This window comes from Paenibacillus sp. J22P51 (genome assembly GCF_059692215.1).
Map to the genome: position 1 here is coordinate 126,122 of NZ_JCAUAZ010000012.1, position 17,138 is coordinate 143,259.

At 47.5% G+C, this 17,138-nt stretch carries 14 protein-coding genes; 9 read left to right on the forward strand and 5 right to left on the reverse strand.

Features of this window, described 5'->3' with window-relative positions:
* The first annotated feature begins 17 nt into the window (after window positions 1-17).
* The 3 genes from argF (at window position 18) to argH (ending at window position 3,788) form a co-directional block, all read left to right on the forward strand.
* Window positions 18-977 (forward strand): ornithine carbamoyltransferase, encoded by a 960-nt coding sequence (argF, locus tag AC58QC_RS22715; RefSeq protein ID WP_497417330.1) that lies wholly within the window; start codon window positions 18-20, stop codon window positions 975-977.
* A gap of 41 nt (window positions 978-1,018) precedes the next feature.
* Entirely contained in the window at window positions 1,019-2,257 is a 1,239-nt protein-coding gene (locus tag AC58QC_RS22720) for an argininosuccinate synthase (RefSeq protein ID WP_497417331.1), read from the forward strand.
* Window positions 2,258-2,372: 115 nt separating this feature from the next.
* Window positions 2,373-3,788, forward strand: a complete 1,416-nt coding sequence (argH, locus tag AC58QC_RS22725; RefSeq protein ID WP_497417332.1) for an argininosuccinate lyase — start codon at window positions 2,373-2,375, stop codon at window positions 3,786-3,788.
* Window positions 3,789-3,849: 61 nt separating this feature from the next.
* Here the strand turns inward: argH and AC58QC_RS22730 are convergent, their stop codons facing one another.
* The 3 genes from AC58QC_RS22730 to AC58QC_RS22740 form a co-directional block, all read right to left on the reverse strand.
* A complete protein-coding gene (locus AC58QC_RS22730; protein WP_497417333.1) occupies window positions 3,850-4,737 on the reverse strand; it encodes a DUF4097 family beta strand repeat-containing protein in 888 nt (295 codons plus the stop codon).
* Window positions 4,738-4,740: 3 nt separating this feature from the next.
* Window positions 4,741-5,523 (reverse strand): DUF1700 domain-containing protein, encoded by a 783-nt coding sequence (locus AC58QC_RS22735; protein ID WP_497417334.1) that lies wholly within the window; start codon window positions 5,521-5,523, stop codon window positions 4,741-4,743.
* A gap of 113 nt (window positions 5,524-5,636) precedes the next feature.
* The gene (locus tag AC58QC_RS22740; protein WP_497417335.1) at window positions 5,637-7,070 is read right to left on the reverse strand and encodes a VanW family protein; all 1,434 of its coding nucleotides are present in this window, start codon (window positions 7,068-7,070) and stop codon (window positions 5,637-5,639) included.
* A 217-nt stretch (window positions 7,071-7,287) separates the two neighbouring features.
* Here AC58QC_RS22740 and ftsE point away from each other — a divergent pair, with 217 nt between their 5' ends.
* From ftsE to AC58QC_RS22765, 5 genes are all read left to right on the forward strand, one after another.
* Complete coding sequence (gene ftsE / locus AC58QC_RS22745; RefSeq protein ID WP_310501025.1) at window positions 7,288-7,974, forward strand: cell division ATP-binding protein FtsE; 687 nt, start codon at window positions 7,288-7,290, stop codon at window positions 7,972-7,974.
* The gene (gene ftsX / locus AC58QC_RS22750; protein ID WP_497417336.1) at window positions 7,964-8,881 is read left to right on the forward strand and encodes a permease-like cell division protein FtsX; all 918 of its coding nucleotides are present in this window, start codon (window positions 7,964-7,966) and stop codon (window positions 8,879-8,881) included. Before ftsE ends, ftsX begins: the two co-directional genes overlap by 11 nt.
* Window positions 8,882-9,046: 165 nt before the next feature.
* On the forward strand, window positions 9,047-10,240 hold the full coding sequence (locus AC58QC_RS22755) for a murein hydrolase activator EnvC family protein (RefSeq protein WP_497417337.1): 1,194 nt from the start codon (window positions 9,047-9,049) through the stop codon (window positions 10,238-10,240).
* A gap of 91 nt (window positions 10,241-10,331) precedes the next feature.
* Window positions 10,332-11,795 (forward strand): S41 family peptidase, encoded by a 1,464-nt coding sequence (locus AC58QC_RS22760; RefSeq protein ID WP_497417338.1) that lies wholly within the window; start codon window positions 10,332-10,334, stop codon window positions 11,793-11,795.
* A gap of 121 nt (window positions 11,796-11,916) precedes the next feature.
* Window positions 11,917-13,200 carry a serine protease gene (locus tag AC58QC_RS22765; protein WP_497417339.1) on the forward strand — a complete coding sequence of 428 codons (1,284 nt, stop codon included), beginning with the start codon at window positions 11,917-11,919 and terminating at the stop codon, window positions 13,198-13,200.
* A 69-nt stretch (window positions 13,201-13,269) separates the two neighbouring features.
* On the opposite strand, the gene AC58QC_RS22770 is transcribed toward AC58QC_RS22765, so the two are convergent.
* Window positions 13,270-14,091: a flagellar motor protein MotB gene (locus AC58QC_RS22770; RefSeq protein ID WP_497417340.1), complete on the reverse strand. Its 822-nt coding sequence runs from the start codon at window positions 14,089-14,091 to the stop codon at window positions 13,270-13,272.
* Window positions 14,075-14,866 carry a flagellar motor protein gene (locus tag AC58QC_RS22775; protein WP_497417341.1) on the reverse strand — a complete coding sequence of 264 codons (792 nt, stop codon included), beginning with the start codon at window positions 14,864-14,866 and terminating at the stop codon, window positions 14,075-14,077. The genes AC58QC_RS22770 and AC58QC_RS22775 overlap by 17 nt, the downstream gene beginning before the upstream one ends.
* A gap of 270 nt (window positions 14,867-15,136) precedes the next feature.
* On the opposite strand from AC58QC_RS22775, the gene uvrB reads away from it, so the two are divergent.
* Window positions 15,137-17,134: an excinuclease ABC subunit UvrB gene (gene uvrB / locus AC58QC_RS22780; protein ID WP_497417342.1), complete on the forward strand. Its 1,998-nt coding sequence runs from the start codon at window positions 15,137-15,139 to the stop codon at window positions 17,132-17,134.
* Window positions 17,135-17,138 lie beyond the last annotated feature (4 nt).

Below are 17,138 nucleotides of genomic sequence, written 5' to 3' on the forward strand. Positions count from 1 at the left end.
AAGAAAGGTTGGATCACATGAATAGCATGGTCAAGGAAGAACTGGCTGCCCAGTTGAAGGGCAAGGATTTTCTTGCATTGGTTGATTATACAGCGGAAGAAATCGAATATTTGATTCACTATGGCATTGAGCTGAAACGCAAGCAGAAGGCAAGAGAGCCGCATGCCGTACTAGCGGGCAAAACGCTGGGCATGATTTTTGAGAAGTCCTCGACGCGTACGCGTGTCTCCTTTGAGGTGGGGATGTACCAATTAGGAGGCCAAGCGCTTTTCCTAAGCAAAAATGATCTGCAGCTGGGCCGCGGAGAGACGGTATGGGATACCGCTCAAACCCTGTCCCGTTACTTAGATGGGATCATGATTCGTACTTACGAGCACCGCAAGGTGATCGATTTGGCACGAGGCGCGACGGTGCCTGTCATTAACGGCTTAACCGATCACGCGCACCCTTGCCAAGTAATGGCGGATTATCAGACCGTTTTGGAGAAAAAAGGCCGCTTGAAAGGCATCAAAGTCGCTTATATCGGTGATGGCAACAACATGGTGCACTCCCTGATGATGGGAGCTAGCAAGCTCGGGATGGATTTCGCAATTGCTTCGCCAGAAGGCTATGATGCTGATAAAGAAGTGATTCGCCAATCCAAGGAAAATGCCGCTGAAACAGGCGGAAGCCTGCTTGTAACCCGTGATCCTCGCGAAGCGGTTGAAAATGCGGACATCATCTACACGGATGTATGGGCGAGCATGGGCCAAGAAGCGGAGCAGCAGGAGCGGGAAATCGCCTTCAAAAACTATCAAGTGAACGAAGATTTGGTGAAATATGCGAAACAGGATTACCTGTTCATGCACTGCTTGCCTGCACACCGCGGGGAAGAAGTGAGCGAGGGCGTCATCGACGGCGGGCATTCCATCATTTTCGACCAAGCAGAGAATCGTCTTCATGCGCAAAAGGCTATTATGGCCGCGACAATGATATAATTTTATTTTAAGTGAGAGTAGAAACGGAGAGAAGAAGAGACATGGCTAAGGAAAAAATCGTACTCGCTTATTCAGGCGGTTTGGATACATCAGTTATCCTCAAATGGTTAAAAGAAACTTACGACGCAGAAATCATTGCTTTCACAGCGGATATCGGGCAAAAGGATGAGCTGGACGGCTTGGAGGAAAAAGCACTCGCAACTGGCGCATCCAAAATCTACATCGACGATCTACGCGACGAATTCGCGAAGGATTTCATCAACCCGATGTTCCAAGCGGCTGCTCTTTACGAAGGGCAATACCTGCTTGGCACGAGCATTGCGCGTCCTTTGATTGCGAAGCGTATGGTTGAGATTGCTCGCGCTGAAGGCGCAACAGCGATTGCTCACGGTGCAACCGGCAAAGGTAACGACCAAGTGCGCTTCGAGCTTACAGCAGCGGCGCTTGCGCCTGAGCTGTCCGTGATCGCGCCTTGGCGTTTGGAAGAATTCCGCGAGCAGTTCCCAGGCCGCGCAGAGATGATCGCATACGCGGAGAAGCACAACATTCCAGTAACGGCATCCGCAGCGAAGCCGTACTCGACAGACCGCAACTTGCTGCACATCTCCTTCGAGAGCGGCATGTTGGAAGATCCTTGGTTCGATGCAGCTGCTGACGACAACAAAGGCATGTACGTGCTGAGCGTTGCGCCAGAGGATGCACCAGATCAAGCGGAATACATTGAGCTTGAGTTTGCTGCTGGTGATTGCGTAGCGATCAACGGAGCGAAGCTTTCCCCACTTCAAGTGATGGAAACGTTGAATGAAATCGGCGGCAAGCACGGAATTGGCCGTGTAGATATGGTTGAGAACCGTTTCGTCGGCATGAAGAGCCGCGGCGTGTACGAAACTCCGGGCGGTACGATTCTTTTCACCGCTCACCGTAAAATGGAATCCCTCACGATGGACCGCGACGTAATGCACCTTCGTGATTCCTTAATTTCGAAATATGCATCCCTGGTTTACAACGGCTTCTGGTTCGCTCCTGAGCGTTTGGCGATTCAAGCGCTTGTGTCGGAAAGCCAAAAGAATGTATCTGGTACTGTTCGTTTGAAACTGTACAAAGGTAATGTGATGGGCGCTGGTGTGAAAAGCCCAGTATCCCTGTACAACCCAGATATCGCAACAATGGAAGCTGATCCAACGAAAGCTTACGATCAAGGCGACGCAACAGGCTTTATCCGCTTGAATGCGCTGCGCTTGAAAGTAGGTTCCGGCGTGGAACAGAACGCGAAGAAGTAACATTTCAAATAGCTGCTCAGCCGTGGGCTTTCCCTTCGTGGAAAGCCTTTGGGCTGTCCATAAGGTTGTCCCATAAGGGTTTCTAGGTAGGTTAATACGAGAGGGGTCATGCACGGTGTCAAAGCTTTGGGGTGGACGTTTCACGAAACAAACCGATCAATTGGTCGAAGAATATACCGCATCCATTACATTCGACAAAGAGCTTGCCGAGGAAGATATTGAAGGGAGCTTGGCGCACGTCACGATGCTGGGCAAATGCGGGATTCTCCCTGCGGATGATGTAGAAAAAATCAAAGACGGCTTACTGCAAGTGCAGGGCATGATTCGCCGCGGCGAGCTGGAATACACGATTCAGAACGAAGATATTCATATGAATATCGAGAAAACCTTGATCGACCTGATCGGTCCTGTCGGCGGCAAGTTGCACACAGGTCGCAGCCGCAACGATCAGGTGGCGACGGACATGCATCTCTATCTACGCAAGCGCGTGGTTGAGTTCGTTGGCTTGCTGATCAAGCTGCAGGAGGCTTTGCTTGAGAAAGCCAAGGCTAATCTTGATACGATTATCCCCGGGTATACGCATCTGCAGCGTGCGCAGCCGATCTTGTTCGCGCACCATCTGATGGCCTACGTCAGCATGTTCCAGCGTGACCTTGAGCGCTTGCAGGACAGCTACAAGCGCGTAGACATGCTGCCGCTCGGCGCTGGCGCGCTCGCGGGCACGACCTTCCCGATCGACCGCCATTTCGTGGCGGAGCAGCTCGGGTTCGGACGCGTGTACGAGAACTCTCTGGATGCGGTCAGCGACCGCGATTTCATCCTGGAGTTCCTCTCTAACGCGTCCATGATCATGATGCACCTTTCTCGCTTCAGCGAGGAAATGGTGCTTTGGTCTTCGACCGAGTTCGCGTTCATCGAACTCGATGATGCGTTCTGCACCGGCAGCTCGATCATGCCGCAGAAGAAGAACCCGGACGTAGCCGAGCTTGTCCGTGGCAAAACAGGCCGCGTCTACGGCAACTTGTTCGGTCTCATGACCGTACTCAAGTCGCTGCCGCTGGCGTACAACAAGGACATGCAGGAAGACAAAGAAGGCATGTTTGATACAGTTCGTACCCTGCAAGGTGCGCTGCAATTGTTTGCACCGATGGTGTCGACGATGAAGGTGAATACCGAGCGTATGCGTCAAGCCGTGAACCAAGACTTCTCGAATGCAACGGACATTGCGGATTACCTAGTGAACAAGGGTCTTCCTTTCCGTCAAGCGCACGAAGTAATCGGCAAAACCGTGCTCTACTGTATCCAAAACAAAAAATACTTGCTCGATATGAGCATCGAGGAGTTCAAAACCTTCTCCGAGCTATTCGAGTCCGATATTTATAAGGTGCTTCAACCAGAGCAAGTCGTGAATGCGCGTAATGTCTATGGCGGTACAGCAAGCAATCAGGTGAGCGAGGCCATTGGTCGCGCGGAGCAAATGCTGGCAGAGTCGCAGGCGTGGTTGCATGACTTTTTAGAGAAAAGTAAATAAGTGTCTCAACTAAAAAAGCTCTTCTCCATCATCCATGATGGGAAGAGCTTCTTTGCGTTTCTTATCTACCTTTAACCTCGACATATCCTGTATCCGTCCGAACCGTAACCTTATGACTGCCATTCCCGATCGATCCCTTTGCCTTATTGTGGCCTGTTCGTTGAACAGTCACACCTGGCACTTCCAGATTCGTACTGCCTGTGTCCGTACTCAGATCAAAGCTTGCATCCGTAGGTGCAGGGTCTAGTTGCAGGCGTACAGATCCAGTGTCTGACTCAAGAGTAGCGGTATCTCCAAGTTCACGAAGTGTCGCTGTAATGCCGCCTGTATCGGTTTTGAGCTTCACATTGCCCTGCCCATCATTGAGATGAATACTGCCTGTGTCTGTTTGCAGACTTATGGCTTTCCCATCGTAACGGTCAACGGTAATGCTTCCTGTATCTGTACTTGCCGTTAGTTTCTCAGCTTTCACTTCTTTGAAAGATATACTGCCTGTATCTGTGCTTACCGTAATTGCCTTGTACAGCTTGTCGGGCAGACTTACTTCTGTCCGTAGACGAAGGCGCTGACCGCTGAATAAGCTTTTAAACTCTGTGAGGTCGAAGCCGAAGTCAATGTGTGCCTTTTTATTCGTGCAAACGTCCACTCGCCATGTATTCGCACCTTCTGTTGTGGCCTCGACTGTGCAATTTTGTGCATGTTCGGATCGTGCAGCACCCACTAAACGAACGCTAATTTCATCCGAGTTGCTCGGTACGAAGGTGACGCCTGAGATATCATTGTTAATGATCAGGGAATCGATATTGGCTGCGGCTATTTTTTTCTCCACATCAATGGTTGCAACTCCTGACTCAAAATCCATAGACTGGAAGGATACTGCGGCTCCAATCAGGCCAATCGCAAGGCAGATAAAGCCAGTCACTAAGAAAAATTTCACTTTAAGTTGCATGGCTTAAACCCCCTTAATTAGTTTGGCGTTGAATTGGATGTACTTCCAGCTGAGTTTGAAAAACTGCTTGAGGAGCCACGAGCTAAGCGTAGTGATGATAATGCCTAACCCGAAGCAGGCGAGCAAGCTGAATGAAATGAATTGGAAGTCACTGCCCGTGGTTCCCGCTAAGCTCGTGAGTACGCCGATGACAGGTGCGACTAGAAGGGCAAAGCCCGCAGCGAACAACGCGATCATAGCAGCGCAAACCCCTAGCCAAGGACCCACAACAAACATGAGATTAAAGAAGCCGAGCATAATCGAAATGATGATCGCTTTAATCCCCGTGTCTGACTTAGCCGTTGGGTATGGGGGCGGATAAGGTGTGTTATACACGGGAGGGTAATTAGGTGGAGACGTCTGTGTATAAGGCGGCTCCCAAGCCTCGGGGGCTTGTACAGGAATTTTAGGACTGCTAGCCGGCTCGGGCTGCTTTACATAAGGTATAGCTGTCTCATCCTGCTCTTCACTCCCATAGGGTGTTTCCTCAGCTTGCTTCGCATCAGCTTCAAACGTACTCGTTGAACGCTTATATGTTTCCTCTTGCACGGGTGGAGCCTCTTTCTGTGCGTCCCAGTTCGGTACCCGCGGATAGCCGAGAGACTGTGAAATCTCGTCTTCATGCTTGCCATTTTCGACGGCTTTTTGGAATAACTCTTCATAAACTTTAAGTATATTTTGGCGCTCCTTCTCGGGAAGTCCGCGCAAGCGATAGTTTAATTCTTTGAAATAATCCACTTTGCTCATCGTTATGCCTCCTTCAATCCTCTTTCGATAGTCTTATCATAAAAGAAAAAAGTCATAATGACGTAGTAACTACAGTCACATGACCTTCATGATTTCATCACATTTATTGTTTATCATTGGTTAGCGAGTGTACTCACGCCATCTTCCACCATCGGCTGCTTTGGCGAAGGCTCATCTGATTGGATGTCTTTGCGGTTAGCCGCGATGACCGTAGGCACAGGTGAATACTGATCCTTGGAGATTAACTCTTTGCTGACGATGATGCCGTTTTCTCGTTTGGTCCGATAGGTCTCAACCTTGTAACCGACCTTTCCTGTGCTGATTGGGCGTTCTAAGCCTGGACTCAAGCTCGGATTGTTCACATATTTAATCGGAGGCTGAATGGTTTCAATAATTTTGGAGTCGATGTCATAGGTGGTGGCAGGCGTTTGGTGACCAAAAAGCTTTACTGTTACAGCTGTATCCGTTGTTATGGTTCGGATCCACACGTAGCTGTTCGTATTATTACGAAATTTGAAATTAATATAGCCGCTTGCAAATGTGGCATCCTGCCCAAGAGGAACGTAGCTTACAGGGAGTGAATGATTTCGCCGCTCCACGATTTCAAGACCGCTGCGTAAGACGGCGTTGTAGAGCGTCGAGGATACTTGGCAGATACCGCCGCCGATCCCTGGGACGAGGTTCCCATTGAGGATAACGGGTGCTTCCTTGTAGCCGAATTTGGCTTCTGTCTGTTTAATGATTTTGCTGTAATCAAAAGTATCGCCTGGTGCCATTAAGTAATCTTGAATGGATGTTGCGGTTACCCGAATATTGTGAACCCGCCCTTCACCTGAAAGGGGGAACACGGTCGTAAACTCAGATATTTTGCCATCGATGCCTTGCTGCTTCAAGGTTGCCAGCGTGACGGTAGGGCTCAGTTCGTACACAGGCAAAGATAGCCCAATCGGCGCGGTATGCGTTAAAGTGCCTAGGGAAGGAGCGATGCTTTGCAGCTGTTCTTGCAAGTGCGCGGTATCAATTCTTAGCACATTTCGCTCGGGTTCGTAAGCAACTTGATCTTGCGATTTGAGGAGACGCTTGGCGGCGACAGGCTGTTTGGTATAGAGCTCTTTCCAAGCATCCTTGACGGTGGCCGTTAGTTTGGAGGAATCTACCGAGACATTCAGCGGAATACTCGCATTTCGCAGAGTCCAGCGCGCTTTAATACGCTCGAATGGTGAGTTGCTAGTTAATTGCTGGAATGATTGGGTGAGAAGGCTCTTGTCATAACGAATGCCAAGTTGTCCAAGGGACAGTTCTTTGGCGGGAATTTCCGGATAGGATGTATGTAGAAGAACGGGAAAAGAGGACAATCGCTTCAAGCGCTGCTCAGATTCGGATTGAAAAGCTGCATAGGACATTCCGCCTACACGCCAGCCAGCAATCGTGACATTTGCGGGAAAGGTAGATTGAGCTCCGTATATATAAAGTGCAATGCCGCACGTAACTAACAACCCAAGAGCGATAGAGGAATAGAGGATGGGATTTCTGAATGAGCGTGTCATGAAGAGCCACTCCTTTACATACGAATGTGATACGGCCTGTCTCTCTATATGTATCGATCTTTATGCCAATTTAGTACATAATCCTGATTCGGCTAAAATATGTACAAACCATGGTATAATGACGGTATTCCCCATGAATTTAAAAGAGGATTTAGAAGGATTTTCACCTTTTGTGTCGAATGGATATAGGCTATCTATATAATTAGGATGTGATATTGTGATCGAAATGCAGGACGTATGGAAAACATACGCCAACGGGACTCATGCATTAAGAGGAATTAATGTAAAAGTGGACCGCAATGAGTTTGTCTATGTGGTTGGACCTTCAGGCGCAGGTAAATCTACTTTCATGAAGTTGATGTATAGAGAAGAAAGACCAACGAAAGGTCAAATTTTCGTAAATGGTTTCAATTTAGAAAAGCTTAAACAACGCAAAATTCCCTATGTACGTCGAAATATCGGCGTTATTTTCCAAGACTATCGTTTACTTCCGAAATTATCTATTTTTGAAAATATAGCTTTCGCCATGGAAGTTATTGAAGCTCCTAAGAAGCAAATCAAGAAACGCACCATGGAAGTTCTTGAGCTTGTTAAGCTAAAGGACAAGGCAAACTCACTCCCATCGCAGTTATCAGGCGGTGAACAACAGCGTGTTGCTATTGCCCGGGCAATAATAAACAGCCCTTCCGTCATTATCGCCGATGAACCGACAGGAAATTTGGACCCTGAAACGTCATGGGGCATTATGAAATTGATGGAGGAAATTAATTTCCGCGGAACCACGATTGTCATGGCTACGCATAACAAAGAGATCGTTAATACGATGCGTAAGCGCGTGATTGCGATTGAGAATGGCCTTATTGCTCGGGATCAATTACGGGGGGAATATGGCTATGAAGATTAGTACAGTTTCTCGGCATCTGCGAGAGGGTACGAAAAATGTCGTACGGAATGGTTGGATGACGTTCGCGTCGATAAGCTCCATTGCGATTTCTCTCTTTATTCTTGGTGTTTTCGTTCTTATAACTTTAAATGTGAATGATGTAGCTACCCAAATTGAGCAACAGGTCGAGATCAACGTCTATCTGGAGGTTAACACAGCCCAAGACCAAATCACGACGCTCGAAACGCAAATTCAGGCGATCCCAGAGGTGAAAACGATTAAATTCGTTTCGAAGGCGGAGGGACTAGTTTATTTGCGGGAAAAGCTTGGTGATAGTGGGAAAGCGCTCTTAGATGGCTTTGAGGGAGATAACAATCCGTTGAACGATGCGTTCACGATCGAAGTAGACGACCCGCGAAATGTGGCAAGTGTTGCCGACCAAATCTCTGCGCTAAATATCGGCAAGGATCCTAAGCCTATCTACAAAGTGAATTACGGCAAAGGAACAGTAGAAGCGCTGTTTAAAGTAACGAAGATTGCACGTTGGATCGGGATTGGCATCGTTGTGTTGCTTTCCTTTACAGCGGTATTCCTGATTGCAAATACGATCAAAATAACGATTTTGGCTAGAAAACGGGAAATTTCAATTATGAAGCTCGTGGGTGCGACGAACTCCTTTATTCGTTGGCCGTTTTTCATAGAGGGTGCGCTGCTTGGTTTTATTGGATCTGCAGTCCCAACAGCATTCATTCTTGCTGGATATTGGAAGTTGCTCAACTTAAGCTCATTGAATTTGAATTTATTGATGATTAAATTAACACCTTTCGAAAATATTGCGCCAACGATGACTGTTTTGTTGATCGGCTTGGGTATTGTGATCGGAGTATGGGGTTCCCTCATTTCCGTCCGCAAGTTCCTTCGCGTATAGCGGCAATTTTGAATGAAACTGGGGCAGAGTGTTCCTCTGCCTCCTTTTTCATCTTTTCTTTCGGTTTTCTCATTTTCATAGATTCATAGATTCCTAGACATAGAACGTAATAGATTCAAACCATACATGCAGCATATAACGCTTGAAAATGGGGAGGCTACGTGCTTGAAGAAGAAAATTCTACCTATCGTGTTGACATTAGGAATGGCTTTATCGCTTACCATCCCTCATGCAGCTAGCTATGCCGCTTCGGCAACGGATAAGATTGACCAGCAGTTGACGCAGCTTAAGAAGCAGAAGGCGGAAGCGCAGCAGAAAGCCAATAACGCCCAGAATCAAATCACAATGGTCCAGTCAGAGAAGGAACAGACGACGAAGGACATGAATGCCCTCGTTAATCAAGTCAATGAAGCCAGCAAAAAGCTGACACAGCTGAATGAACAAATTGACCAAGTGTCGAGTGCTCTCGAAGCGAATGCTAAGCAACTGGATGAAGCCGAGGCACGCGTAGAAAGCCGCGATAATATGTTGAAATCCCGCGTGCGCTTGATGTATATGAATGGTTTCGTTTCGTATATGGACGTGGTGCTGAGCGCAACGAGCTTTTCTGATTTCTTGAATCGGGTTGAAGCTTTGAAAGCTATTGTCAATCAAGATAAAGAAATACTAGAGTCCAATATGAAAGATAAAGAGACCGTCATGCAGAAGAAGGCAGACAACGAGAAGCAGCTGGAGAACGTGAAGGGGCTTTACGCGGAAGCGGATGCGTTGCGAGAAGATCTGCAAGCGAAGGAAAAGGCGAAGGAAGTGAAAATTGCCTCCCTTTCCAAGAAAGAAAGAGAGCTTGAGGAAATCTCGGAAGAAAGCGATAAGATGATTACGCAATTGGCGAAGCAAGAGGCGGATTTGCAAGCGAAGAAGCGGGCTGCAGCAAATGCGAAGTCTCCTTTTACCTATTCGGGCGGTAAGCTCGGTTATCCACTGGCATCGCAAGCACCAATTACCTCTGATTTTATTGCTCGAATTAATCCTGTTACAGGCAGAGCAGAGAACCATAAAGGTATCGACTTAGGGACAGCGAAAGGTACGCCAATCTTAGCAGCTGAGAACGGCTCTGTCATTTATGCGTCTTGGATGAACGGCTACGGGAACTGTGTTATTGTGGACCATGGAAATGGGCTCTGGACGTTATACGGACATATCATGAACGAAGGGATTTATGTTAAAGTCGGGGATGTCGTGAAGCGCGGTCAGAAAATTGCTGGTGTCGGCTCCACGGGGCAGTCCACGGGGAATCACTTGCATTTTGAAGTGAGATTGAATGAAGTGCCAAGAGATCCAAAACCGTACCTAAGATAGGACAACTTGGTAATAAATATGGAGGGGCTTGTCATATACTATAACAGGCCAACTCAAATTCGGTTTTAGGAAAAAGGTGGTGAATCTCGCTTTGCAATTCAAAGGTCGTACGGTCATCGTATTTGTTTTGTTAGCTATGTTTGCAAGCAGCATTGTTACTTTAACGATTGTAGATCCATCCTTCACTTGGGGACAAAAAGAGCAAACCACGGGTGGGACAGCAACTTCGGTATCCGCTTCGTCTGGTCTCTCGAGCAAGGATTTAAACAAAATCGCAACGACGTTTCAACTGATCGAAAGTAAGTATTTGAAACAGCCTGATCATGATCAACTGGTGAATGGCGCTATTAATGGGATGTTGGAATCACTAGAAGATCCGTTCTCCGTTTATATGGATCAGAAGGAAGCGAAGCAGTTCGATGAGAGTATTACCTCCTCTTTCCAAGGTATTGGGGCTGAGGTGTCGCTCGAGGAAGGTAAATTCGTTATCGTTTCCCCGATTAAGGGCTCACCTGCAGAGAAAGCAGGCATTCAATCCAAAGACGTGGTGCTCGCTGTTAACGGCGATAAATTGGACGGGCTTACTTTGAATCAAGCGGTCATGAAAATCCGCGGTCCGAAGGGGACGCAAGCCAAGTTGGATTTATTGCGCCAAGGGACAGGAGATCCGGTGCAAGTCATCGTGGTGAGAGACAATATTGATGTTGAAACCGTCTACGGTGAAATGATGCAGGATCAGATTGGCAAAATCGAGATTCGTCAGTTCTCCTCGAACACGGCGGTTCGTTTTGCGGAGGAACTGAAAAACCTTGAGGCCAAAGGGATGAAGGGGCTTGTCATCGATGTTCGGAATGATCCAGGCGGTCTACTGAACGTTGTTGTAGATATCGTGAATCCATTCGTGAAGAGTGGAGCATCCATCCTTCAAGTGGAGAATCGAGACGGTAAGCGAGAGCCAACGCCTTCCACAGGGAAAGGCAAGAATTATCCTGTCACCGTGTTGATCAATAAAGGAAGCGCGAGCGCATCGGAGATCTTAGCAGGTGCATTCCAAGAAGCGGTAGGCAGTAAAATTGTTGGGGAAACGTCTTACGGCAAAGGGACAGTTCAAGTGACGTTTGAGAAGGAAATGGGCGACGGCAGCAATATTAAGATGACGGTGTACAAATGGCTGACGCCAAATGGCAACTGGATTCACAAAAAAGGGATTACGCCAGATATCGCGATAGAGCAACCAGCCTATTTCAAGGCAGCGCCGCTTACGAAGAAAGATGTGCTCAAGCAAGACAACAACAGCGATGACGTGAAGAATTTGCAGTTGATGCTTGCTGGCCTTGGTTTCAATCCAGAGCGGACAGATGGCTATTACAGCGACAAAACAGTGCTGGCCGTCAAAGCGTTCCAGCGGACGAATGACTTGCCAGTGACTGGCGAGGTAGATGCGGATACAGCGGCCAAAATCGAAAAAGCGATTTTAGCGCAAATCCGTGATCCGAAAAACGACTCGCAATTGAAAGCGGCCGTTTTTCAAATTCATAAGCAGCTCGGGAAATAAGGACCGTTAGTTAATGGAAATTGTTCATAGCAGCAGGAAATAAGCAATAACAGTCGAAATAATGTAGGAAGGTTGCTTAGGCGGCCTTCCTATTTCTTTTAACCGAGGAGCCTAGATTCGTATGGATGTGTGGTTTCAATTATTGGACAGAATGCTGCTGGCTGTGGGGCAGTTGTTTGCGAATCCTTTCTACTATATAGGCATTGTATTTATTGTGTTACATTACAGAAAGCAAATTCAACTGGAACGGAAGCTGTTTCACACGCGTCTTCATTCCTTATTGAACGAAACGTGGCGCGTTGTGCTTTGGGGCTGGTTAGGCGGGATGGGAGCCTCAGTAGTACTTCTGTTCGTAGGTGTAAATATACAACTAAATGTTGTGGTCGTGTTGTGGATCGTGACAATCATACTGATGATACTTCGCATCCGATTCCTCTGCTTAGCTTATGCCGTAGGGATTCTGGGGATCGCACAAGTGATCTTCTCTTGGTTTCCTAATGCGGAAAGTCTACGCGAGTCGTATACGTTTCTGGAAACCATTGCGAGTGCGGATATCCCCTCCCTATTAGTGATAGTAGGTGTGCTGCATCTCTTAGAAGGTGTGCTCGTTAGTTTACAAGGAGCTAGAATGGCAACGCCGCTGTTTCTTGAAGGGAAGCGCGGGCAAATGATTGGCGGGCAGCAGCTGCAAGGCTTCTGGCCAGTCCCGCTGTTACTCCTAGTGCCGATGGCTGGCGGGAGTGAACTGAGCTTGCCGTGGCAAACCTTGTTTGCCTCTAACCTGAGCGCAGGCTGGACGATGCTCGCGTTCCCAGCGATGATCGGCTTCACGGAGCTGACGATTTCGAAGCTGCCGAGAAGACAGGCGCGTTTTAGCGCGAATTTGCTCTACTTGTACGGACTCATCCTGCTAGTTGCGGCTGTTGCTGCTCACTACTGGACGCCGCTAGTGCTGCTAGGCGCGATTCTAAGCATTATCTTGCATGAAGGGTTGCTGTTCTACAACCAATGGGTAGAAGCGAAGCGGACGCCCTTCTACATCCACTCCGAGCGCGGTCTTATGGTGCTCTCTGTAGTTCCGAACAGTCCTGCCGAGGGGCTAGGTATTGGCATCGGTGAAATCATCCACAAGGTCAATGGGTACAAAATCAAGACGAAGACAGATTTGCACGCGGCCATGGGGATCAACTCCGCCTTCTGTCGTCTGGAAGTCTTGAATGATCAGGGTGAGGTGCGGTTCCTGAAGCGAGGTATTTTCGCCGGTGATCATCATCAATTAGGCATTATTTTGGCTCCGGATCAGGATGTACTGTACTTCTTAGAGCAGCGTCCGATGCATCTGTTTAGCTATTTGCGAAGCAAACTGACAGGCTTATTGCCCAATAATTCGACGAAGTCCATGTAAATCACGATAAAAAGCCCTATCTCCACTATGCAGTGGAAATAGGGCTTTTACATGTTTGTAAATGACTGCTTATTGTGCAGGTGTTGTCGGAGCGATATCGTTCCGCAACACAATGATTTCAACACGGCGATTTTTACTGCGATTCGCATCGCTCGAGTTGGCCACTTGGGGCATGGTGTCCGCATAAGCGGTGGCAATGAATTTGTTATCGTCGAGATTCGCTGTATCGCTGAAATAGCGAAGGACAGAAAGGGAACGGGCAAACGATAGTCCCCAGTTATCCTTATACGGAGACCCTGGAGCAAGGGGTAAATCGTCCGTATGTCCTTCGATGCTAACCTTACTCTTTAAAGTAGGGAAGAGCGAAGCCAGCTTTTGCAGAATCGGAAAGGATGGCGCCTTAAGATCGGCTTTTCCCAAATCGAACAGGAATAAGTCATTGAGCGTAATCGCCACACCGCGTTCCGTATCGCTGGCGGATACTTGCGCCTCTAAATTTTGATCTTTAATATAGGCTTGTACTTTCTTCAGAAGATCTTGAAGCTCTTTCTCACGCTTTTCTTTCTCACTGTCTTCTGTCTTCGTCTTGTCATGCTCTTCTTTCTGCTCGCCCTGATTCCGATTCGTGAAATCCTTGTCCTTGCTGTCAGCGTCACCTTGTTTTGGAGTCATCGAGCCGCTGATACCATGGTTTTTATCCAAAACGGAGTCAGCTTTTTGGAATTGGAGGTTTAAGGCTTGCGCCAAAACGGCATACTTTTGAACATCCACTTTACTCATCGCATACATAATAATGAAAAATACGAGCAGCAGCGTAATTAAGTCAGCGTAAGTAATAAGCCATCTTTCATGATTAACATGCTCTTCGTGCTTCTTACCGCGCCTCGCCATTCAAGTCATCCTCCTCTGCGGCTTTTTTCGATTTATCATGGAGGAAGGAGTTCAGTTTTTTCTTAATTAATTGCGGGTTTTCACCAGCTTGCAGGGCAAGGATGCCTTCTAGCATCAATTCCATTTCATTGACCATTTCTTTACCACGGACTTTGATTTTGTTTGCGATTGGCAAATAAACCAAGTTGGCGCTCATAACACCATAGAGAGTAGCTGTGAAAGCAACGGCAATGGCAGGACCGAGAGAGGAAGGCTCCTCTAGATTACCGAGAACGTGAATAAGTCCCATGACCGTACCGATAATTCCCATCGTTGGCGCATATCCGCCTCCGGCTTCGAATACTTTTGACATATTATTAACTTGATGTTCTATGGCATCCATTTCGAGTTCTAGAATTTGTCTAGTTAGCTCCGGATCTGTTCCGTCTACCACCATAAGCAGTCCGTCCTTCAGGAACGGGTTCTCGTGCTCCTGAGCGCGTTGCTCTAGGGCAAGTACACCTTCTCTGCGAGCGATCGAGGCCATATCAACAATCTCGTTAATCGTAGTTGCAGGATCTCTTTTGACTTGTTTGAATGCAATGCCGAGTGCTTGGGGGATTTTGGCTAAAATAGAACCAGGGAAGCTGACTGCGACTGCACCGAAGGTTCCGCCGAACACGATGAGCATTGCGCTGGGGATGATCAAAGAGTTGATATGACCGCCGTCCCACATATACCCGCCGATTAAACCTACAAGACCTAATAGTAATCCTAATACTGTTGTCAAATCCATGACTGTACCACTCCTAATTAGCATAAAAAGAATAGGTTCCAAAACACGCGAAAGCCGTCTTGTGTAAGGGTCTAACAGATAAAGCTGTTTGCATCCATGATTTAAAAATAGTATAATGGAAAAACGAGAACAAACATTCTTATGTTGGATAGTTATTGCAATCCTTCATATATGTACGAAAAAGTTCCATAGACTTCTATATCGGAATGTCGAATGGGAAAGTTTATAGGATAAAAGTTCGATTTATTTCGACAATGAGGGTGATAATGGATGAGTGAACTCGTCATGAGCTCTAAGAAATTTGAGCTCGTATCAGATTTTCTTCCGCAGGGGGACCAGCCTCAAGCTATTGAGGAGATCGTCCAGAGCATACAAGCCGGCAACAAGCATCAAACGCTGCTCGGTGCAACAGGAACAGGGAAAACGTTCACAGCTGCACAAGTGATAGCGAAACTTAACCGACCAACCTTGATTATTGCCCACAATAAAACCTTAGCCGCACAGTTGTGCAGCGAATTTAAAGAGTTTTTTCCTCATAATGCGGTATCCTACTTCGTTAGTTACTATGATTACTACCAACCAGAAGCCTACATTGCCTCCTCCGACACTTACATCGAGAAAGATTCCAGCATCAATGAAGAAATCGATAAACTTCGTCACTCAGCGACAAGTTCCCTATTCGAACGCCGCGACGTTATTGTTGTTGCCAGCGTGTCGTGTATTTACGGCTTGGGGTCACCAATGGAATACGGTAATTTACTATTATCGTTACGAGTAGGGATGGAGAAATCGCGGACTGAAATCTTGCATCGACTGGTTGATATTCAATATCAACGCAATGATCTGAACTTCGTTCGCGGTACGTTCCGTGTACGTGGGGATGTTGTGGAGATTTTCCCAGCTTCTCACAGTGAGCACGCAGTTCGTGTTGAGCTGTTTGGTGATGAGATTGAGCGTATTACCGAAATCAACGTTCTGACAGGCGAAATTATTGGCCAGCGCGATCATATCGCGATTTTCCCGGCATCTCACTTCGTGACGCACGAGGATACAATGAAACGTGCGCTCGTGAACATTGGCCGAGAGCTCGAGGAACGTTTAACTGAATTAAGAGAACAAGGAAAGCTGCTGGAAGCACAGCGATTGGAACAGCGTACGCGCTACGACATGGAAATGATGGAAGAGATGGGCTTCTGCTCAGGTATTGAGAATTACTCAGGGCCACTGACATTCCGTGAGCGAGGGGCGACACCTTATACGCTGATAGATTATTTCCCAGATGATATGTTGTTCATGGTAGATGAGTCTCATGTTACGTTGCCGCAAATTCGCGCGATGTTTAATGGGGATAAAGCACGGAAAGATGTACTGGTCGACCACGGCTTCAGGCTGCCTTCCGCTTTGGATAATCGTCCACTGCGTTTTGAGGAATTCGAGGAGAAGGTCAGTCAGATTTTATATATATCAGCAACGCCAGGACCATATGAGCTAGAACATTGTCCGACCATGATTCAACAAATTATTCGACCAACGGGACTGTTGGATCCGATTATTGAGGTTCGACCAACCAAAGGTCAAATAGACGATTTGATTGCGGAAATTCAAGACCGAGTTCGCAAAGACGAGCGTGTGCTTGTGACCACTTTGACGAAGAAGATGTCGGAGGATCTGACGGATTACTTCAAGGAAATCGGTATTAAGGTGCGTTATTTGCATTCGGATATTAAAACCTTTGAGCGTATGCAGATTCTACGAGACTTACGTTTAGGAACTTTCCATGTGCTAATCGGGATCAACCTTCTCAGAGAAGGTCTCGATTTGCCAGAGGTATCACTTGTCGCTATTTTGGATGCGGATAAGGAAGGTTTCCTGCGTTCCGAGCGTTCGTTGATTCAAACGATCGGCCGTGCGGCGCGGAACTCGGATGGTCGCGTCATCATGTACGGGGATAAGATCACCGATTCCATGGAGAAAGCGATATCGGAGACCAATCGTCGTCGAGCCTTGCAGGAAGCTAATAATGAGAGACTGGGCATCACGCCGCAGACGATTGCGAAGAAAATCCGCGATGTGATTGAAGCAACCAAGGTTGCCGAACAGAAGTCAGACTATCTGGCTGATGTGAAGGGTGCTAAGATGTCCAAGAAAGATCGAGCATCCCTCATTGAGCGCTTAGAAGTTGAGATGAAAGAGGCGGCGAAGAATCTGCAGTTCGAACGTGCTGCACAGCTGCGTGACGCCATTATGGAAATGAAAGCTGATGCTTAGATAA